Origin of the sequence: Halomonas hibernica, assembly GCF_013183775.1 — a bacterium.
Taxonomy (GTDB): Bacteria; Pseudomonadota; Gammaproteobacteria; order Pseudomonadales; family Halomonadaceae; genus Vreelandella; species Vreelandella citrativorans.
In genome coordinates this window covers 69040-89258 of record NZ_VIFN01000008.1, presented here as the reverse complement: position 1 = coordinate 89258, position 20219 = coordinate 69040, and the positions used below count along the sequence as shown (strand labels likewise).

General features: G+C 56.4%; 18 protein-coding genes. 8 read left to right on the top strand and 10 right to left on the bottom strand.

Features of this window, described 5'->3' with window-relative positions; genetic code table 11:
• Window positions 1-72: 72 nt before the first annotated feature.
• The 10 genes from FKN99_RS12965 to FKN99_RS12920 all read right to left on the bottom strand — a co-directional run bounded on the left by FKN99_RS12965 (window position 73) and on the right by FKN99_RS12920 (window position 12952).
• Window positions 73-957 carry an SMP-30/gluconolactonase/LRE family protein gene (locus tag FKN99_RS12965; RefSeq protein WP_172118279.1) on the bottom strand — a complete coding sequence of 295 codons (885 nt, stop codon included), beginning with the start codon at window positions 955-957 and terminating at the stop codon, window positions 73-75.
• Complete coding sequence (locus FKN99_RS12960; RefSeq protein ID WP_172118278.1) at window positions 957-1565, bottom strand: 2-dehydro-3-deoxy-6-phosphogalactonate aldolase; 609 nt, start codon at window positions 1563-1565, stop codon at window positions 957-959. Before FKN99_RS12960 ends, FKN99_RS12965 begins: the two co-directional genes overlap by 1 nt.
• Window positions 1562-2554 carry a 2-dehydro-3-deoxygalactonokinase gene (locus FKN99_RS12955; protein ID WP_172118277.1) on the bottom strand — a complete coding sequence of 331 codons (993 nt, stop codon included), beginning with the start codon at window positions 2552-2554 and terminating at the stop codon, window positions 1562-1564. Before FKN99_RS12955 ends, FKN99_RS12960 begins: the two co-directional genes overlap by 4 nt.
• A gap of 51 nt (window positions 2555-2605) precedes the next feature.
• Entirely contained in the window at window positions 2606-3754 is a 1149-nt protein-coding gene (gene dgoD, locus FKN99_RS12950) for a galactonate dehydratase (RefSeq protein WP_172118276.1), read from the bottom strand.
• Window positions 3755-3823: 69 nt separating this feature from the next.
• Window positions 3824-4540, bottom strand: coding sequence for a FadR/GntR family transcriptional regulator (locus tag FKN99_RS12945; RefSeq protein WP_172118275.1), 717 nt, complete (start codon window positions 4538-4540; stop codon window positions 3824-3826).
• A gap of 150 nt (window positions 4541-4690) precedes the next feature.
• Window positions 4691-5653: a carbohydrate kinase family protein gene (locus tag FKN99_RS12940; RefSeq protein WP_172118274.1), complete on the bottom strand. Its 963-nt coding sequence runs from the start codon at window positions 5651-5653 to the stop codon at window positions 4691-4693.
• A gap of 42 nt (window positions 5654-5695) precedes the next feature.
• Window positions 5696-6664, bottom strand: a complete 969-nt coding sequence (gene glk / locus FKN99_RS12935) for a glucokinase (protein WP_172118273.1) — start codon at window positions 6662-6664, stop codon at window positions 5696-5698.
• Window positions 6661-8553 (bottom strand): phosphogluconate dehydratase, encoded by a 1893-nt coding sequence (gene edd, locus FKN99_RS12930; RefSeq protein ID WP_172118272.1) that lies wholly within the window; start codon window positions 8551-8553, stop codon window positions 6661-6663. The genes glk and edd overlap by 4 nt, the downstream gene beginning before the upstream one ends.
• A gap of 251 nt (window positions 8554-8804) precedes the next feature.
• Window positions 8805-11882, bottom strand: coding sequence for an efflux RND transporter permease subunit (locus FKN99_RS12925; protein WP_172118271.1), 3078 nt, complete (start codon window positions 11880-11882; stop codon window positions 8805-8807).
• A gap of 11 nt (window positions 11883-11893) precedes the next feature.
• Window positions 11894-12952: an efflux RND transporter periplasmic adaptor subunit gene (locus FKN99_RS12920; protein WP_172118270.1), complete on the bottom strand. Its 1059-nt coding sequence runs from the start codon at window positions 12950-12952 to the stop codon at window positions 11894-11896.
• A 247-nt stretch (window positions 12953-13199) separates the two neighbouring features.
• Between FKN99_RS12920 and FKN99_RS12915 the strand changes: the two genes are divergently transcribed.
• From FKN99_RS12915 to FKN99_RS12880, 8 genes are all read left to right on the top strand, one after another.
• Entirely contained in the window at window positions 13200-14660 is a 1461-nt protein-coding gene (locus FKN99_RS12915) for an efflux transporter outer membrane subunit (protein WP_172118269.1), read from the top strand.
• 120 nt (window positions 14661-14780) lie between these two features.
• The gene (cobT, locus tag FKN99_RS12910; protein ID WP_172118268.1) at window positions 14781-15827 is read left to right on the top strand and encodes a nicotinate-nucleotide--dimethylbenzimidazole phosphoribosyltransferase; all 1047 of its coding nucleotides are present in this window, start codon (window positions 14781-14783) and stop codon (window positions 15825-15827) included.
• Window positions 15824-16789 carry an adenosylcobinamide-phosphate synthase CbiB gene (cbiB, locus tag FKN99_RS12905; protein WP_172118267.1) on the top strand — a complete coding sequence of 322 codons (966 nt, stop codon included), beginning with the start codon at window positions 15824-15826 and terminating at the stop codon, window positions 16787-16789. The genes cobT and cbiB overlap by 4 nt, the downstream gene beginning before the upstream one ends.
• Window positions 16786-17907: a threonine-phosphate decarboxylase CobD gene (gene cobD / locus FKN99_RS12900; RefSeq protein ID WP_319941288.1), complete on the top strand. Its 1122-nt coding sequence runs from the start codon at window positions 16786-16788 to the stop codon at window positions 17905-17907. Before cbiB ends, cobD begins: the two co-directional genes overlap by 4 nt.
• Window positions 17891-18427: a bifunctional adenosylcobinamide kinase/adenosylcobinamide-phosphate guanylyltransferase gene (locus FKN99_RS12895; protein WP_172118265.1), complete on the top strand. Its 537-nt coding sequence runs from the start codon at window positions 17891-17893 to the stop codon at window positions 18425-18427. The genes cobD and FKN99_RS12895 overlap by 17 nt, the downstream gene beginning before the upstream one ends.
• Window positions 18424-19194: an adenosylcobinamide-GDP ribazoletransferase gene (gene cobS / locus FKN99_RS12890; RefSeq protein ID WP_172118264.1), complete on the top strand. Its 771-nt coding sequence runs from the start codon at window positions 18424-18426 to the stop codon at window positions 19192-19194. The genes FKN99_RS12895 and cobS overlap by 4 nt, the downstream gene beginning before the upstream one ends.
• Window positions 19131-19784, top strand: coding sequence for a histidine phosphatase family protein (locus FKN99_RS12885; RefSeq protein ID WP_172118263.1), 654 nt, complete (start codon window positions 19131-19133; stop codon window positions 19782-19784). The genes cobS and FKN99_RS12885 overlap by 64 nt, the downstream gene beginning before the upstream one ends.
• The gene (locus tag FKN99_RS12880) at window positions 19736-20167 is read left to right on the top strand and encodes a bifunctional adenosylcobinamide kinase/adenosylcobinamide-phosphate guanylyltransferase (protein ID WP_172118262.1); all 432 of its coding nucleotides are present in this window, start codon (window positions 19736-19738) and stop codon (window positions 20165-20167) included. Before FKN99_RS12885 ends, FKN99_RS12880 begins: the two co-directional genes overlap by 49 nt.
• The last annotated feature ends 52 nt before the right edge of the window (window positions 20168-20219 follow it).

Here is a 20219-nt window from a genome sequence, read left to right as displayed (position 1 = left end):
TAGCCCAGTAACAGAAAGGCCCCGTTAGTATCAACTAGCGGGGCCTTATCGTTTTAGCGGCTGTTGTTGAATTTATGCAAGCCGTAGCGGCGGTTCGGCGAGCCCGGCTATGTCGATTTGCACGGAAAATAGCGCGCCAGCGTTCGGCTCTTTGGCAAGCTGCTCTGAAGTGAAACCCTCTTGAGCCGTCGTGATATACAGCGTTTTAAGCTCTGGGCCTGCAAACACCGGGCAAGAGGGTTGGCTGGCTGATAGGTGCACTCGGCCAATAGTCTCACCGTCAGCGTTTAAGCGCACAACCTCGCCAGCACCCCAAAGCGCTAGCCATAGGCAGCCCTGGCTATCCATCACGGCGCCGTCGGGGCTGCCAATATGACCGGAAAAATCCGCAAAAGGCTCGGGTTCTCCGAGCGGCCAGCCTTGGTCATCCAGCGCCCAGCGCATCACAACGCCGGTTGGTGTATCCGTAAAGTAAGCGGTGGTGCCATCGGGTGAAAAGCACAGCGCATTAGGAATGCTAAGCCCGGTACGCAGCTGGCTTAGCTTGCCGCGATGCAGTCGGTAGAGGCTGCCCGCCTGGTGCTCAGCCTGTTTTCCCATGCTTGAAAACCACAGGCTGCCATGCCTGTCCACACGTGCGTCATTGCTGCGCGTAACAGGGTTATCGGCTTCAACATCGGCAAAGTGGGTAATGTTGCCGCTTTCAGGGTCGAAGTGGCTCAATGAGCGCTCACCCACTAGTAGCAGGCGGCCATCCTCAAGCGGCGCGGCCAGAGAAACCATATCGTCTAGCGCTACATGATCATGCTGCTGGCTGGTGTGAGAGAGCCAGTGCAAGCGCTTGCCAATAATATCGCACCAGTAAAGCCGTCCGCTGCTGGCTTGCCACTGCGGGCCTTCTCCAAGCAGGCAGCCACTATCTACTGCGACAGCTGCCTGCCATGTGGGTAATGACATTATTCTTCTCCGGCTTTTTTCCAGGCGTTAACTAACGCAATCGCCTGTTGGGCAACCGCCTTGGCGTTTTGCCCGGGTTTATAAAGTGCGCTGCCCAGGCCAGCACCATCTACCCCGGCTGCTCGCCAAGCGGCGAAGTTATCGATTCCAACGCCGCCTACGGCGTACAAACGAGTGCCTTCAGGCAGTACGGCGCGCACGGCTTTCATACCTTCCAGCCCGACCTGGACGGCAGGAAAAAGCTTAAGCCCTGTCGCGCCAGCGTCAAGTGCATCGAATGCTTCGGAAGGGGTAACAATGCCTGGCCAGCTCGCCATCTCAAGACGGTGCGTTTCTTCAATCACCCTGGGGCGACAATTAGGCGAGACAATTAAACGCCCACCAGCGGCATGAACGTCTCGCACTTGTGCGGGGGTAAGCACGGTGCCCGCGCCAATGACCGCCTGCTCGCCAAAGGCGTTGACTAAGCGGCGAATGCTCTCTAGTGGCTCCGGCGAGTTAAGCGGCACTTCAATCTGGGTGATGCCTGCGTTAAGCACCGCATCAGCAACGTCGATAACGTCATCGGGCGTTACGCCTCGCAAAATTCCGATCAGGGGTAACGTCATAGAGCTCTCTCTGCATTATTTGTTAGCGCCTGGTGGGCGAGTCGAAGACCTGCCAGTACGGCGGTGTCGCCCTCAACGTGATGGGTCTGAAAGCCGAGCGCGTTAAGGGCCAAATGGTAACGATGACAAAGCGCTGGATTACCAATCAAGGTAACCGTTTCATCGGTAGATAATGATTGGCAGGCGCCCGCTAGCTCAAGGCCAATCGCAAGGCCAGAAAGCCGTGCCGAGAGCACGCTTGCCCGGGTGTTACCCATGGGCAGGCGGCTATCCAGTAAATCCTGCGCCCGCAGGCCGAACAGGCGGCTGCTAAACGTCTCTGGGGCTGCTCTTATCTCGCTGACGGCGGCGATGAACGCATCGCGGCAGGCGAGCTCGTTTAGCGCATCGCTGCCAATGGAGTGCTTTAGGACCGACTGATTCGCCAGCAGCTGATAAAGCTCGCCTGTTAGATAGGTGGTGAACTGTGTTACCGCGCCTGACTCAATGCTCGCCCATTTGGAATGGGTGCCCGGCAGGCAGACCCGGCCTGAAAAATCGGGCGCTTCGGCCGCCAGGCCAGCAAGCTGGGTCTCTTCTCCGCGCATGACATCAAAATGCTGAGCCGCGCTGTGGGTTTGGCTCAGACCGGGCAGCAGATGCACACGCAGCTGACCACCTACCAGCCGAGGCATCACCGCTCCATGGCTAAGCTGGTCAAGCGAGATAGGCACCGGCAGGTAAGCGGCTTCCAGCCAGCCTTGTCGAGCGCCTGCCATGCCGCACACCATTACCGCTATGTGGCCGTTGGCAGGTAGCCAATCGCCCACCAGGCGCAACAGTTCAGCCTCGTATTCATCCGGCGTGAGCGAAAGCATGCCCTTATCGCTGCTGGCGTTGGCGATCACCTGGTGTTGCTTATCGAGCCCCCAGGCACGCAGGTTGCTGGAGCCCCAGTCCACCGCGATCCAGGCGAGCGTTTGCGGTAACGCATCAGAATCGGTACGCATGTGACGATATCTCCCCACGAATAAGGTTCTCCACGATTAAGAAAGCAGGGCTTACCACTCAGCGATAGAACCGTCGTCGTGCGTCCATACCGGGTTGCGCCAGCGGTGGCCTGTTTTTGCGCGCTCTTCAACATAGGCTTCATCAATTTCTACACCCAGGCCGGGGCCTTGGGGGATAGCGCAAAAACCGTCGGTGATACTGAGGGCTGTTTTGTCTACCAGGTAGTCCAGCACGTCATTGCCCTGGTTATAGTGAATCCCCATGCTTTGTTCTTGAATGAAGGCGTTATGGCAGACAGCATCCAGCTGAAGTGAGGCGGCCAGGGTTAACGGCCCAAGCGGGCAGTGGGGCGCCAGCGCCACATCATAGGCAGAGGCGAGGGTGGCAATTTTCAGCCCTTCGCTAATGCCGCCACAGTGGGAAATATCCGGCTGGATAATATCGATCATGCCATCGGCCAGCAGGTCGCGGAACTGAAAGCGGGTATGCAAGCGTTCGCCGGTCGCCAAGGGGTAGCTCAACCCGCCCGCAATATCTTTCAAGCAAGGCAAGTGTTCCGGTGCAACGGGCTCTTCAACAAACATGGGATGGTAAGGCTCAAGCTCACGCAGTAATGCTTTGGCCATGGGACGATGGACGCGGCCATGAAAGTCGATACCGATACCCACATCCGGCCCAACGGCCTCGCGCGCCTCATGTACTCTGGCCACGGCTTCATCGACCTTGCGATGAGAGTCGACGATTTGCATTTCGGGCGTGCCGTTCATCTTGAACGCGGTAAAGCCTTTTTCGACCAGCGCCTTGGCACCGGCGCCCACATCGCTTGGGCGGTCGCCCCCGGTCCAGGCATACATGCGCATTTTATCGCGCACCGCTCCCCCCAAGAGTTGGTGAACGGGAACACCCAAATCACGCCCTTTAAGGTCCCACAGTGCCTGGTCAATACCCGCAATGGCGCTCATCAAAATGGGGCCGCCGCGATAGAACCCGGCACGATAGAGCGTGTTCCAAAGGTGTTCGATCCGATGAGGGTCCTGGCCAATCAGGTAGTCGGAAAGTTCATGAACGGCCGCTTCTACCGTTGCGGCACGGCCTTCGATGACCGGCTCGCCCCAGCCATAACAGCCTTCATCGGTTTCGATTTTAAGAAACAGCCAGCGGGGAGGGACTTGCCATGTTTTAAGACGCGTAATTTTCATACGATATAATCCTCACGGTTAGCCGAGTGGGTACGGCAAGCGTTACTGCAGAAGTTTGTTTTAGCCCAGCTAGACGATGCCCAGATCGATAGCGGTTCGCCGCAATACCTCGCGCGCAGCGGTGTCGGCCGCGTTAATGTCGCCGGCTTTAATCGCATCCAGTACGTGGCGGTGCCGGGTTAAACTGTCATCGAGTGTTTTAATATCGTGTTGCGAGCGATATACCAGCGCCATGATTGAAGGGCGTAATAAATGGCCCATTTGCCGCCACACCAAGTTATGCGTCGCTTGGTAGATCACATCGTGAAAGGCAACATCGAACTCAATGTGCTGGGCGCGCGCGTCAGGATTGCCTGCCGAACAGCGCATACCTTCAAACGCCGCTTCCAGCTGTGTAATGTCATCACCGGTGGCCGCTTGGGCCGCCAATCTCGCAACCGTGGGCTCTGCTGAGAATCGAAAAGCGTAAATTGCGCGCACGAGCTGAGGGTCCAGGTTGACGAGCCCTGTCATCCATTCGCTCATCAATGGGTCCAGCAGGTGCCACTCACTCATTTCACGAACCAGCGTGCCTCGGCCCGCCGTGCGCTCTATAAGCCCGGCGGCCGTTAGGCTTGCTAATGCGTTGCGTACCTGATTGCGGCTGACGGCAAAGTGTTTGCCGATATCCAGCTCCTTGGGAAAGACGTCACCGGGCTGCCAGTGGCCGGTTAATAGCGCCCTGGCCAGTAAGCGTGCCAAGTGTTCAGCGCCACCGTGGTGGGCGGGCAGGGTATCCAGCGTCATGGGATGCCTCTATGAATGACGGTAATAGCGTGAGCTTATTAAATGTCAGACATTTTAACAACCAGACGAAAGTTGGTTTTAGGTGGGCCTTTTTTAAAAGGACTGTTTTTAAAGTACCGTTTTTAAAAGGACGAGTCTTGGAAATCGCTTTTAACGCGCCCGTAGTGCGGCAATATCATCCTGAGTGGGTAGCGCAGCGTACGCGCCAGGCCGAGTAACGGCATGAGCCCCGCAGCGGCAGGCAGTCACCACGGCAGCGCTTAAGAAGGCGTTATCCTCGTGCCAACCTGGGGCAATGCCGTAGCGAGAAAGCTCTGCCAGCAGGCCACCAATAAACGCATCGCCACCCGCTGTCGTGTCCACCGCTTGTACACTGGGCGGCGCAATGTGCTGTGCCATGGCAGCACTTTTAAGCACCACATCGTTAGGGCCGTCAGTAATCAAAATGACGTTGACGCCTGCGGCCAAACGCTGGTTAAGCCAGGTGTCCTGGGACTGCTCGCCGCGCAGGTAATCCAGCTCCTCAAGCGATATCTTGAGCAGCTCGGCAGTATCTAAAAGCTGCATCACCAGGCCAATATCGGCGGTGGCATCTGCCCATAAATTATGTCGCAGATTGGCGTCAACGCTCACCAGACAGCCAGACTGCTTGGCCATATTTGCCAGGGCGAGGGTGGTTTCGGCAATGTCAGGGTCGGTTAGGCTATTGCTGCACAGATGCACGATGGCTGGCGTTTCAAATACTCCTTGGGGCAAATGATGAATGCGATAGAGCAGGTCAGCGGCCGGTGGACGGTAGAAGTCAAAGGTGCGTTCGCCGAGGGCATCTCGGGAGACAAACGCGAGTGCCGTACGGGCCATTTTAGTCCGCATAACGCCATCGGTATTAACACCGTGGCTGTTTAGTTCCCGAATCAAAAAATGGCCAAATGTGTCATCGCCGACCATACCTAAAAAGTGACTAGGCACCCCAAGCCGAGCACAAGCGACGGCAACATTAGCGGGCGCACCGCCAGCGTAAGGAGTAAAGGTTTCCTGGCGGTCGCTAGCATCGCCTAAGCGGCTTGAAAGCATATCCACCAGCGCTTCGCCAAACGCAATAACAGAAATCATGGGTTGTCCTTGTTGTTTTTGAGGTTGCTGCCGCCCTGCGCGTTAAAACACTTCTTCGTTATGTAGCGCTTCGGCAGCGCCTAGCAGGCCTGTCCATGGGTGAGTGACGACCCAGATAGGAATATCCGCATTATAGGTGTGCATACGCCCTTTATTGATAAAGGCCGTATGTAGCTCGCTGTTGGGCAGCCAGTCCAGCAGGCGTGGAACAATACCGCCACATAGATAAACGCCCCCGCGAGCGCCCATCGTCAGTGTTGCGTCGCCACACACATCCCCCAGGATTTTTAGAAACCGCAGCAGCGTGCGGCTGGCTATTTCATCACCCTGCTGGGCAGCCTGAGTCACCTCGGCAGCAGTGGTAAATGCTGGCGCTATGCCTTCAAGGGCGCAGTCAGCCGTATACAGGTCAACAATGCCCTGGCCACACAATAGGCGCTCTACGCTGACGCGCGGGTAGTGCTTGTGTAGCTCATCCAGCAGTTCGCGCTCTCGAATATCGGTGGGGGCAAACGTAACATGGCCGCCTTCGGTGGGCAGCGGAATCCATGCGTGCAGGCCAGGGAAAACGCCCGCCACACCCAGCCCCGTGCCAGGGCCAATTACCAGGCGCGCTGCATGTGCTTGAGGCGTGCCGGGCTTCACTTCCACCAGGTCGTGATCTGGCACGTGGGGGATGCCCAACGCCTGAGCGGTGAAATCATTAATGACTTTAAACAGCGAAAGGTCCAGCGTCTGCTGAACCTCGCTTTTTGAAAACTGCCAGTGGTTGTTGGTCATTTTGACCTGCTCGGCATGCACCGGGCAGGCAAACGCTAAGCAGGCCTCGGTGGGCGCGTTACTACCGGTCGCGCCCACTTGGCTCAAATAGTCCTGGGCGGCTTCCACCACCCCTGGGTAGTCGGCGCAGGGTAGGTTGAGAATGTGCTGGGGCGTTTTCTCCCCCGGGGTGACCAACGCAAAGCGGGCGTTGGTTCCCCCGATGTCGCCAATGAGAGCAGGTCGGCTCATTGGTCCTCCTGCTCGATTTTTTCCAGCTCTCGGGAAAGAACGTCAGCTTCAAAGCCGCCAAACACGCCTGCGCCTTCTTCGGCTTTGGTGGCCAAGTGGCGGAAGCCACCGAAAAGCTCGCGACCCATGCCAAAGTGGTTCTGCTCAAGATTGGCCTGCGCGCACGGTCTGGCATCAAACGTGGCGGCATCCATCAGTACATTAAGCTCGCCGGTTTCGGCATCCAGGCGCACAATGTCACCATCCTGCAGTTTGGATAGAGGACCACGGTCAATGGCTTCAGGTGTGACATGGATAGCAGCAGGCACTTTGCCTGAAGCGCCCGACATGCGGCCATCGGTCACCAGGGCCACTTTAAAGCCACGGTCTTGTAGCACGCCTAAAAACGGCGTGAGCTTGTGCAGTTCGGGCATGCCATTGGCTTTAGGGCCCTGGAAGCGCACCACTACGATGACATCGCGATCCAACTGACCCGATTCAAACGCCGCTTTTACCTGGTTTTGATCATCAAATAGCTGAACAGGCGCCTCAACGATGCGGTGTGCCTGCTTCACTGCGGAAATTTTAATCACGCCGCGGCCCAGATTGCCGTCGAGTACGGTAAGTCCGCCAGTTGGCGAGAAAGGATTGCTGACCGGACGGAGTACCTCTGAATCGAGGCTGGATTCAGGGCCTTCGCGCCAAGTGAGCTTGCCATCTTCAAGGAAAGGCTCTTGCGTGTAGGCGGTCATGTCCGTACCAAAGACGGTAGGAATGTCGCCATGCATAAGACCCGCTTGGAGCAATTCACGAATCAGCAGGCTCATACCACCTGCCGCTTGGAAGTGGTTAACATCCGCCTGGCCGTTGGGGTAAATGCGGGTCATGCTGGGTACCACAGCGGAAAGCTCGGTGAAGTCGTCCCAGTTAATGGTAATGCCCGCCGCGGCTGCCATGGCCACCAGGTGCAGCGTGTGGTTGGTTGAGCCGCCGGAGGCCAGTAGGCCGACAATTGCGTTAACAATTGCTCGCTCATCAATTTGCTTATAGAACGGGCGGTAGTTGCCGCTTTGTTCGGTATTGCGAATGGCCTGTTCAGTGGCGTAGCGGGTGAGCGCTTCACGCAGCGGGGTGCCGGGGTTAACAAAGGAGGCACCGGGCAGATGGAGCCCCATCATTTCCATCATTAACTGGTTGGAATTGGCGGTACCGTAAAACGTGCAGGTGCCAGGGCTATGATAGGACTGGGATTCGGCTTCCAGCAGCTCGTCTCGGCCAACCTTGCCTTCAGCATAAAGCTGGCGAACGCGGGCTTTTTCGTCATTAGGAAGGCCGGTGGTCATGGGGCCGCCAGGCACAAACATGGCCGGTAAATGGCCAAAGCGTGCGGCGCCAATAAATAGCCCCGGCACAATTTTATCGCAGATACCCAAGTACAGCGTTGCATCAAACATGTTGTGAGAAAGTGCGACCGCCGTCGCCATGGCAATCACATCGCGGGAGAACAGCGACAGCTCCATGCCGGGCTGCCCTTGGGTCACGCCGTCGCACATGGCGGGTACGCCGCCTGCGAACTGGGCGGTTGAGCCCATGCCCCGCGCGGCTTCTTTAATAACCGCAGGGTAGTCTTCAAAAGGCCGGTGAGCAGAAAGCATATCGTTATAGGACGATACGATGCCCACGTTGGCGCTATTGGTTAGCTTGAGTCGGCCCTTGTCGACAGGCACATCGCAGCCGGCAAAGCCGTGCGCCAGATTCCCGCAGGAAAGCTCGCCACGATGAACGCCTTGCTTGTGTTGGTCCGCCATATGCGCTTCATAGAGCGCACGCCGCTGCCGAGAACGTTCACGGATACGTTGAGTAACCTTGGCAACGGTAGGATTTAACGTAGCAGGTGTTGGGCTCGGCATAATGACCTCTGCATGATAGAAACGGCACGGTTTGTGTAGTTATTTTACATATTTTTATACTGTTTAAAGTAAATAAATAATAAAACAGGTTATTCATTTGGTTTTATTACTATATCCAAGGTCTTGCGTCTTTTGCTTCCTTGCCTCCATGCAGCGCTAAAGCCGCTCAGAGGCTCATAGACACAAGCCTAGTATAATTCAATTGGCCCGTACCGAACGTCGCCTGCCGTAGCGGATGAGGCACCCAATAGTTACTCGTTTTCAACCTCGTCCCGTTTAATGCTGAAGAACAGCGCATAAAGCGTGGGTACCGCGACCATAGTGAGAAGCGAAGCGAATGCTAGCCCGCCCATAATAGTGACCGCCATGCTGTTGAAGAACGCATCGGTCAGCAGCGGGATCATGCCCAGAATGGTGGTGCCTGCCGCCAAAAGTACCGGGCGCAGGCGGCTAATGCTGGCCTCAAGAAGTGCCTGGAAACGTGCCGTACCCTGACGAATCTGCTCATCAATTTCATCGACCAGCACAATGGCATTTTTCATCAGCATGCCAGAAAGGCTTAACATGCCGAGCAGGGCAGTAAACGAGAAGGCCAGGCCGGTCGCCAGCAGGCCTATAACAACACCGCATACCGACATGGGGACCACCAGCCAGATAATTAACGGTTGCCTGAGTTTGCCGAAAAGCAGAATGGTCGTCAGCACCATGATTAAGAAACTGATAGGCAGCTGCTGCGCCAGTGATGCTTGAGCGTCGCCGGAGTCTTCGTGCTCGCCGCCCCATTCCAGTGTATAGCCGGGCGGTAGCGGAATGGCTTCAATCTCAGCGCGGATCTCCTCGAAGGCCTGGGCCGCCGTGTAACCTGCTCCTGGCTCGGCGCCCACGGTGAGTGTACGCACGCGGTTACGCCGCTGAATCAAGGCCTCTTCACTGCGCGTCTCAAAGGCATCCACCACCTGCGTAATGGGGATGAACTGCTCTTGCGCTTCACTCCATACCTGCCGATCAGGCAGCAGCGCCACGTCATCTCGCTCCGCTTGAGGCGCTCGAGCCACAATAGGCACCAAATGCTCGCCTTCACGATAGGTGCCCGCTTGAATGCCTGACGTGGCAAACTGAAGTGCCTGAGTAATATCATCGCGTGTGACGCCGGCAATACGCGCGCGCTCCTCATTAATCACTGGTGCGACGATCAGCTCCTGTTGGCGCCAGTCGGTGCGCTCGTCAATGAGAAAGGAATTGGTCGCCATACGTGCTTCGGCTTCAGCGGCTAACCCACGCAGCACGCTGGCGGAGGCGCCCTGAAAACGTGCCTCTATATCAGCGCCGTCGCCGGGCCCAAACTGCAGGCGCTGGGTACGTATTTGGGCATTAGGGAAGTGTTCATTTAAATCGCGGTAAAACTGTCGGTCCAGCGCGGGAATAGCGTCGAGCTCTGCCGTACGCACGATGAATTGTGCGTAAGCGGTATTGGGCTGCTCGGGTGAGTAGGTCAGCATAAAGCGCGTTGCCCCACTGCCCACAAAACTTGCCACCGATACCACATCGTCCTGTTCGAGAAGGTAAGCTTCTATCTCTTCGACATCGCGTAGCGTGGCGCGAATGTCGGTGCCTTGAGGGAGCTCGTAGTTGATAAAGAATATAGGTGTATTTGAATCAGGGAAGAAGGATTGGGGCACCAGCGTAAAAGCCCACATGCAGGCTCCAGTAATCACCACCAGCGCCGCGACAGTAATAATGCGCAGCTTAAGCGCCATCAAGAGCACCTTGCGGTAGCTGCGATACATCAGGCCGCCGTATAAATCCTCTTCGTCATCCTGATTATTCTCTTCTTCATCCTCTTCACCTTTCTTGCGCAGCAGGTAGAAGCCGAACAGCGGGGTAACGGTGAGGGCCAGCAGCCAGCTCAACATTAACGACACCAGAATGACGATAAACAGCGAGAACATGAACTCACCGGTTACATCATCGGAAAGGCCAATGCCTGCAAACGCCATAATGCCGATAATAGTGGCACCTAATAGCGGTATCTGAGTGCGTTGTGCGGATGCGCTGGCCGCCTCCTTGGCCTTCATACCGCGCTTTATATTGGTGACCATGCCTTCTGCCACCACGATGGAGTTATCCACCAGCATGCCCATGGCGATAATCAGCGCGCCGAGTGAAATGCGCTCCATCTCGATATTGAAAATGGCCATAAACATCAGCGTGCCGAGTACGGTCAGCAGCAACGTGCTGCCGACGACCACGCCAATCCGCCAGCCCATGACCAGGCACAGTACGCCGATAACGATACTCACCGACATCAGCAAATTAATCAGAAAGTCATTGATGGCGTCGTTAACGACATCGTGCTGTTCATAAAGCGGGTGAAGTTCAACACCGAGCGGAATACGGCTTTGCAGCTGCTCCATACGCGCTTCAACAGCGTCACCGACCTCAATGATATTCTCGGTTTCGATGCCCGAGATACCCAGCGTAAACGCGGTTTGACCGTTATAACGGATGACCTGGTCGGGGATTTCAGTGGGCTGTCGATAAATCGTTGCGATATCGGCCAGCGCTACCTGGTCGGTTGTGCCTGGCGCACCAATGCGGATCGATTCCAGTAGCGCGGTACTGTCGATGTTCGAGCGCGCGACAAGGCGTACCTGTCGATCACCCACCCGCAGTACTCCGGCGTCTTCGACGGCGTTTTCGGTTTGAATGGTATTGATCACCTGCTCGATGGGAATGCCGAGCGTGGTTAGCCGCTCATTGGAAATATCGAGATAAATCGTCTCTTCGCGTTCGCCTGCGCTAGTGACGCGGGCAACACCCGGTACCGCCAGTAGTTCGCGCTGAAGAAAGGTTGAAATATCGCGAATCTCACGGGTAGAAAAACCGTCGGCGGTGACGGCATAAAACAGCCCATATACTTCACCGAAGTCGTCGTTGACCTGAGAAGGCTGGGCGCCTTGCGGTAGGTCGGCTTGGGTATCATTAACCTTGCGGCGCAACTCATCCCAGATTTGTGGCAGTTCGTCACTACCATAAGTAGAGTGTACTTCTACCTGGATTTCTGAGCGGTTGGGCACCGATTTGGAATCAAGCACGTCTATTTGCGGCATTTCCTGAATGGCGCGTTCCAAGCGCTCGGTAACCTCTTCCTCAACCTCTTCAGCAGTGGCGCCAGGGTAGGGAGTGTTGATGATCGCGTAGGGAATGGTGAACGATGGATCCTCCAACTTGCCCACCGCATTAAACCCCCAAATACCCCCAAACAGACAAAGTACAACAATCAGCCAGGTGTTGATGGGCCGCTCGATTGAAAGCTTCGCAATATTCATGACCACGCCCCTTATAGCGATGCTTCAAGCGGTTTGACCTGCATGCCATCACGTAGCAAATGAACACCCGCTGCAACAATAGACGCACCGTCTTCAAGGCCCGCTGTAATAATCACCTGGTCACCGACGATGTCGCCGGGGGTAACGCGTTGCGGCGATACCGTGCCTTCATCGCCGTCGTAAATCCACACCTGAAATTCGCCTTGTTCATCGTTGTCCAAGGCGCTGCTGGGCACCATGATCAGCGGTGTCTCAAGGGTGTTTTTAAACGCGATAAAAACGCTGGCGGTCGTGCCGGGGAGGGCGATCAACGGGACGTCCGGGGTTGGGGCATACTCTACTTCATAGGTCTGGGCGATTTCGTCAGGTTCGGTGGCATGTTCCCGATACTCAAGCGGGAAGCGCTGCCCCGGTAGGGTGGCAATCTCGGCCTCGACCTTAAAGTGATGGCCTCTTTCAAGGTGCTGCATTAACGCTTGGGGCACGTTAAAGCGTATCCGCAGCTCGGAGATATCCTGAATGCGCACCACCTCTGTATTGGGTGGGACCGTTGTATGATTCTCGACTAAACGCCGGGATACGAGCGCATCGAACGGCGCATTAAGGGTGGTGTAGGCAAGTTCCTGACGCGCGCTCTCAAGCTGGGTTTCGGCAAGCTCGGCCTCCGTTTGGGCGCTATCCAATGCGGATTGGGAAACGGCGTCATGGGCCCGCAGGTTGCGCTGTCTTACCAGGTGGCGGCGAGCTTGCTCGTACTCGGCTTCGGCGCTGCGAACCTGTAAGGCATAGTCGGTCTGGTCGAGCCGGGCGATTAACTCGCCGCGTGGAATCGTTGCACCTTGAACGGCGGGAAGCGCCTCAATGCGCCCGCCTACCTGAAAGGCCAGGTTCACCGTGCTCAGTGCATCCACGCGGCCTACAAATCGGCGGCTTGGGTAGACCTCTTGCTGGCTTGTTTCATAGAGCTTCACAACTTGGGTCGGGTTAGGTTGCGTTTCATCATCGTTGCCACAACCCACGGTCAATAAGGGGGTGAGCACCAAAAAAATCCATAAAAAGCCCGGCCTCATTAGCTGCCTCCATGCAAGCGGTCAAATCCATTTTTAACTAACGTATTATTATCACCAGGGTATCTTTATAACCAAGGTGTCGTTATGCAAGCTAGCAACTATAGTCGTTAAAACCATAGCCGTTAGAACTATAGTAGTTAGCGGGGAGTGCGACGAACGGTTGTTTAATTTTATCCTGAGATAATTATCTGAGTGGATGAATAGCTCAACGGTGGCAAACACTGTAGAAGAATGCAAAGGAGTGCAGATGTACAAGGGGAACGTCAAACGCCGTTGGTTAGGGGTGGCGCTTGTCGCTTTATTAAGTGGCTGTACGGTAGGGCCTGATTATCAGCGTCCTGAAATAGCGCTACCGGATACCTGGCCTGAGCGTATTACGCTCAGCCAGGCAGAGCGCAGCGAATGGCGCGATTGGTGGAAGCAGTTCAATGATCCCGCCTTAAATGCGCTGGTTGCCCGTGCCACGCAAGATAATCTCGAATTGGCCGTTCAACTGGGCCGTATTCAAGAGGCCCGAGCACAGTTGGGGTTGGCCGATGCCGAGCTATTCCCAAGCGTTGGTTACCAGGCTGAAGCTAACCGCGAACGCATGCCCGGGGCTTCCATACCCATCGATATTGAGCCGGTGCAAGACTTGCTCACCTCGACCAGTAATCAATACTCCCTCGCGGGTAGCCTTGAGTATGAATTTGACCTTTGGGGACGGTTGGCGCGCCAACGCGAGGCCGCCATCGCCATGTTTGAAGAGAGTCAGTTTGCCCATGATGCCGCTGAAATTGGCGTCATTGCGGATGTTGTCACTACTTATTTCGACCTTAAAAGCGCCCAGTACCAGCAGGCGATACTTGAAGAGACGCAGGCCGCTTACGAAGAGACGTACCGACTGCAACAACTGCGGTTCGAGTTGGGTGAAAGCAGTGAACTTGAGGTGCGCCAGGCTGAAGCTGAGTGGCAGGGCGCGCGCACTGAACTCCCGCAGGTTACTCAGCGGGTAGAGACGCTGAGAGGCGCCTTGGCCGTGCTGGTGGGGATGTCACCGCGCGAACTAATGGGCGAGCTTGATTTTGGCGACACGCATCTACGCGAAATTGCTGAGCCTGCGCGTATTCCGCATTTACTCCCTTCAGAGCTGCTTCAGCGGCGGCCAGACCTACGGGCAGCGGAGGCTGAGCTGATTGCCGCTAACGCCCAGGTTGGCGTGGCCGAAGCTGGCCGTTTGCCATCGCTGAACCTCAATGCTTCCCTAGCAAGCGTGGCGGCCAATACCAGCGACCTGTTTACTGATAATGCACGCTCTTGGGGGCTTGGTGCATCAATTGTTGGGCCGCTTCTGGATTTCGGGCGCAGCCGAGCCAATGTCGAAAGCGCGGAAGCGCTGGTCGAACAAACCGATGCGCAGTATCGACTAACCGTGTTGACCGCCTTCAACGAAGTACGCGATGCGCTGTATAACTACGATATCAGCCAGCAGCGCGTCGAGGCAGTCAATGACCAGCTTGAGGCGGTAGAGCGGGCGCAGGAGCTTGCGGTGCTGATGCATGAGCAAGGGCAAGTCAGCATGCTGGAACGGCTCGACGCTGATCGCTCGCTGCTTTCAGCCGAGCTTGACCGTGCGGATGTGCAGCGCGAACGGTTGGCGGCGGCAGCGACGTTATTTAAAGCCTTGGGCGGCGGGTGGCAGGCCAATCCTCCGGCAACACTGCAATAGCACCAGCGTAACGGCTAAAAAGCCGGATGCGCGGCGATGAAAGAGCAACGTTAAAGCCCCAACGTTTGTTACTATTTAAGGCTTAACTGTCTGTTTTCTTTTACGCTACTGGAGCCCGCTATGCATTCCCTTATTGCCCAGATACAACCTGTTGATTACGCTGCTGGTGATAGGGCAAGGGCGTATCTGGACACGCTGACCAAGCCGCCTGGAAGCCTTGGGATGCTAGAGCAGTTGGCGATTCAGCTTAGCGAAATTAGCGGTGAACGTGCGCCTACTCTTACGCCGCCTGGGGTCGTGGTGTTTGCCGCGGACCATGGCGTTGCCGCCGAAGGCGTTTCTGCCTTTCCCCAAGCGGTTACGGCACAGATGGTCGCCAATTTCGCCAGCGGAGGTGCGGCAATCAACGTGTTTGCCCGGCAGGTGAACGCCAGGCTTGAAATCGTCGATGTGGGGGTCGTAAGCGATATTGATATGCCGGGCGTGGTCGTCAATAAGATACGTCGCGCCTCGGGAAATATTGCTATTGAAAATGCCATGCTCCCTGAGCAAGCCCAAGCAGCAATTGAGGCAGGCATTAATGCCGTGAGGCGCGCTCACCAGGCGGGTTGTCGTAGTGTGATAGTAGGCGAGATGGGCATTGCCAACACCACCGCAAGTAGCGCCATGCTAGCGGCCTTGACCGGTACGCCGGTGGCTCAGGTGGTGGGCGCAGGCACGGGGCTTAACAGCCAGCAGCAAACCCATAAGGTGAATGTTATTGAACGGGCGCTTGCGGCGCGGCATTTTGAGGCGGATCAACCGCTAAGCGTGCTGGCCGCCTTGGGTGGGCTTGAAATAGCCGCGATGACCGGCGCCTATTTGGCTGCAGCCGCTTATCGCCTGCCCGTCATTGTCGATGGCTTTATTGCTAGCGTGGCCGCACTGACTGCCTGCCGAATTTGCCCCGCTGTAAGCGGCTATCTTGTATTCGGTCATCGCTCTGAAGAGCCAGGCCACGGGGTAGCGCTGGAAGCGCTGGAGGCAACACCGTTACTCGCGCTGGGCATGCGTTTGGGTGAGGGAAGTGGCGCTGCGCTGGCTTTTCCTTTGCTCCAGGCGGCTACCGCCATGATGGCTGAAATGGCGACGTTTACCTCCGCCAGTATCGCGGACAAAACAGCGTGACCCTGCTACTGCTTATTACCCTCGCTATCGGGTTGGATTTACTACTAGGCGACCCTCGCTCGTTGCCGCACCCGGTCGTTTTCATTGGCCGCATGATCAGCTTTTTGGAAAAGCGCTGGAATCGAGGCACTGATTCACAGCGAAAGCGCCGGGGATTTCTACTCACCGCAACCGTCGTCATTAGCGTATGGGGCGTAAGCTGGTCAGTGCTTGCGCTGTTAACGGCGATTAACGTTTGGCTTGGGTTAGTTGCGGAGCTCTGGCTGCTGGCTACAACGCTTGCCATTAAAGGGCTGGCGGATGCAGGCCGAGCCGTCGCGGTACCGCTGGCTAACGGCGATTTGCCGGGCGCACGCCAAGCGCTTTCCATGATTGTTGGGCGCGATACGGTAGCGCTCGATGAGGCTGAAATCACTCGGGCGACGGTAGAAACCGTGGCTGAAAATACCGTGGATGGTATTACCGCACCGCTGTTTTTTGCCGTGATAGGCGGGGCGCCGTTAGCTCTGGCGTATAAGGCGATTAATACGCTGGACTCCATGGTAGGTTACCGTAACGAGCGCTTTGAAAAGTTTGGCTTTGCCTCGGCCAAGCTGGACGATATTGCCAACTGGCTGCCTGCCCGAATCACCGCGTGTTGCCTTTGGTTAGGCGGCATTTTATTGGCCTTGGTGGCCAACAAGCCGCTACGCTGGCGAGGCGCGCTACGTGCCACTTGCCAAGAGGCCCTGCGTCACCCAAGCCCCAATGCCGGTTGGCCAGAGGCCATGGTTGCCAGGCTATTGGGTGTGCAGTTGGGTGGGCATAATACCTATCAAGGCGCTATTTCTCGGCGCGCAACGCTTGGCGAGCCACTGGCGCCACTAAACGTGACGCACATTGGGGCGACCATTCAACTAATGCATGTAGGGTGGCTGCTGTTTATGGGGCTGATGGGGTTGCTATGGGTGGGGGTAAGGTGAGCTATAACTCAGATCAGTGCGCCTCTCACTGGCCAAGCCATGGTGGCCAGCCAGCCGCACTTTTAAAGCGCTTTGGGCTACCCGATGCGCACCCGATAGAAGACTTTAGTGCCAACCTTAATCCGCTTGGCCCGCCTGAGTGGGTGGCAAACGCGCTCACTACGTCGATTGCGTCGCTTGCCCATTATCCGGCACCTGATTATCGCGTGGCTCGAGAGGCGATAGCCGCCTACCACGGCGTTACGCCCGAGCAGGTACTGCTGACCAACGGGGGCGCCGAGGCGATTTTTTTAGCGGCAGCCCGGTATGCGGGCAAGCGCGCCGCCATCGTGACGCCTGGCTTTGGAGAGTATGCGCGCGCCTGCCGCGCACATCGTTTGCCAATTACTTATGTTGCGTTATCCGCTCCAACGTTTGAGCTTGATCTCGACGCGTTAATGGCATCACTAAAAGGCATCAGCGTACTGTTTTTATGCCGCCCCAATAACCCTACCGCTACGTTGATTCCACTGAGTATCATGCAGGCGTTATTGGCCCGCACGGCAGCGATAGGTTGCGATGTGGTGGTTGATGAAGCGTTTGTCGATATGACCGTGCAGGTGGGGGAAAGAGCGTCGTTAACGCCCCTGTTGACCGAGTATCCGCATCTACTACTGCTACGCTCGATGACCAAGTTTTATACGTTGCCGGGGTTACGCGTAGGCTACGTGCTGGCGTCTTCGGTGGCCATCCAAACGCTGGCGGTGCATCAACCTCCCTGGAGCGTAAATCAGATGGCGGCTGCGTTGGTGGCGCCGCTTCTTCGGGATGCGGTGTTTGCTGAGCAAACTCGCAGCTGGCTAAGCCAGCAGCATCCGCTGATGGCGGCATCTCTGCCTACAAAAGGGCTTGATGTCGTCACCAGCACGACGAATTTTTTTCTGGTAAGGCCTAATAACACTTTGCGTGAAAGGGGGCTTACCAGTAACGTACTTTTTGAGCATCTGTTGCGAAACGGCATACTGGTTCGTCATACGCATAACTTTGCAGGTCTGGACGGCGATTGGGTGCGCATTGCCCTGCGTGGCGCAACAGCGAACCAACGATTACTAAAGGTACTGAATGATTGTCTTTGTTAGTGGCGGCGCTCGCTCGGGGAAAAGCGCAGTGGCCGAGCAACTGGTAATAAAAGCCGCCAAGGGGAGCAGTTGCTACTACATTGCTACTGCGGAGGTTTATGACGCAGAGATGGCGGCGCGAGTGGCACGCCATCAAAGTACACGGGATACGCGTTGGATCACGATAGAGGCGCCCATTGCCATTGACCAGGCGATCGCACAAGTGCCCGATGGCGCCGCTGTATTGTTGGACTGCCTGACACTCTGGGCCAGTCAGGTGCGTTACGCGGGTGGTTTAACTGACTCCCAAGGCAAGGCGCTGTTAGCTAAGAGCGTACAAGATGCGCGCTCGCGAGGCATTCACCTGGTGCTGGTGTCCAACGACCTCAATGAGGATCTGCCTTCACCTGATAAAGAGCTCTGGAGTTTCCTGACGTTTTTACAGGCACTGCATTGCTGGCTGGCGGCTGAGGCAAACTCGGTGCTTGAAGTGGTGGCTGGGCATGCCATTGAGTGGAAACCCAAGAGTGAGCCTTCATGAAAAATGCTTTTTATGGTGGTGCGCTTGCCCTGCAGTTTTTAACCCGTTTACCGGTACCGATTGCTTGCCCTTGGACACCTAAAACCCGCCGCTGGGCTATCCGTGCCTATCCCCTGGTGGGGCTATTGTTGGGTGGTTTGTTAGCGCTGCTGGCACTGTTACTGCAAAACGCACCCACGCCAATTGCCGCACTTGCGCTGCTCAGCCTATGGGTGGGCTTGAGCGGTGGCTTGCACCTGGATGGGGTAATGGATTTAGCCGATGCACTGGGCAGCAACCAACCGCTGGCGCGCCGCTGGGAAATCATGAAAGACCCCCACATTGGCAGTTTCGGCATCTTGGCGCTGCTTTTTTTGCTTGCCTGGAAAGGCGTCCTGCTTTGGGCATTGCTGCAATACGACGCCCCGCTCTGGTGGTTGGTGGTACTCCCCGCGCTGGGGCGGTGGGGGGGCGCGATGCTACTGGTATTCACGCCATGTGCTCAACAAACAGGGCTGGCCTGGGCCTGGAAACAGTCGCTTGGCCTGCGTGATGTACTGCTGGCGCTGGTACCTTTGCTGCTGCTCGCGCTTTTTTGGCCGGGCATTATGGCAATGTGTCTTGCGACGGGCTTATTTGTAGTCGCCAGCCGATGGGCGCTGATGACACTGTTCCAGGGTATTAATGGTGATATGGTGGGCGCGACGATAGAAGGGGGTGAGTTGTGGCTGATGGGGTTAATGTTGAGCTGGTGGTGGTACGCCATGGCATCACCGCCTGGAATGTAGAGCGCCGCTATCAGGGACAGCGCGATATTCCGTTGTTATTTCCTGATGCTGAAGAGGGGCTTTTAGCACTTCGCGAAGCGCTAGCAAGCGAGCGTTTTGACGCGATCTATTCAAGTGACCTTCACCGCTGTCAACAAACGCTTGAATGGATTCAAGCGGCCAAGCCGGGGGTGCCGCTACGTTTGGAGTCTCGCCTACAAGAACTCAATTTTGGCGATTATGAAGGCAAGGTTTACGATGAACTTAAGGACTTGCCGCATTATCGAGCCTGGGTGGATAGTGTCGGCGAGCTACAAATTCCCGGTGGCGAGTCCGCGGCTCAGTTACGTGAGCGCTTGGCGCTTTGGCTTGCCGATGTAGCGAAAGATGCCTTGGCGCATGGGTATCACAAGATTCTGGTCGTGACGCATGGCGGCGTTATCCGCGAGCTTCGTCGCCGTTTTGAAACGATTGAGTTTTGGGATGGCGCGGTGACTCAGGCCCAGGGAAGACGCTGGCAATTGACGTATCACCCCGGCGATTGTGGAAAAGGAGAGTGGCTATGCAACTGTTCATCGGCGGTGCCTGTGCCGGTAAGCGAAGCCTTGTAAAAACACGTTTTCCAAGTGCTGTCTGGTGGCGGTTAGCGCCTGGGCAGCGCTTACGTGAGTGCGCCGGGATAATGTTGCCCAGCACGCCATTAATACTGCATGGCGTACTGGAGTGGCTCTCAGCCTCCATGGACTCAGATGCAGGAAGCGATGGCTGGCGGTCACAATGGTGCGATGATTTAAACGAGCTTCTGCAATCTGCCAAGGCGCAGCAAACAGCGCTGGTTATTATCGCCAGCGATATCGGCCGAGGCATTGTGCCCATCGAGCGCCACCAACGCCGCCTGCGTGATTTAAACGGCTGGTTTAGCCAAGACGTAGCGGAACGTGCCGAGCACGTTTGGTATGTGCGCCATGGGTTGGTTATGCCGATGCCAGCATAGAATTAGTGCTGTTTTATTGTCTGGCGTGTACGCAGAGAGTGGCTGGCATGCC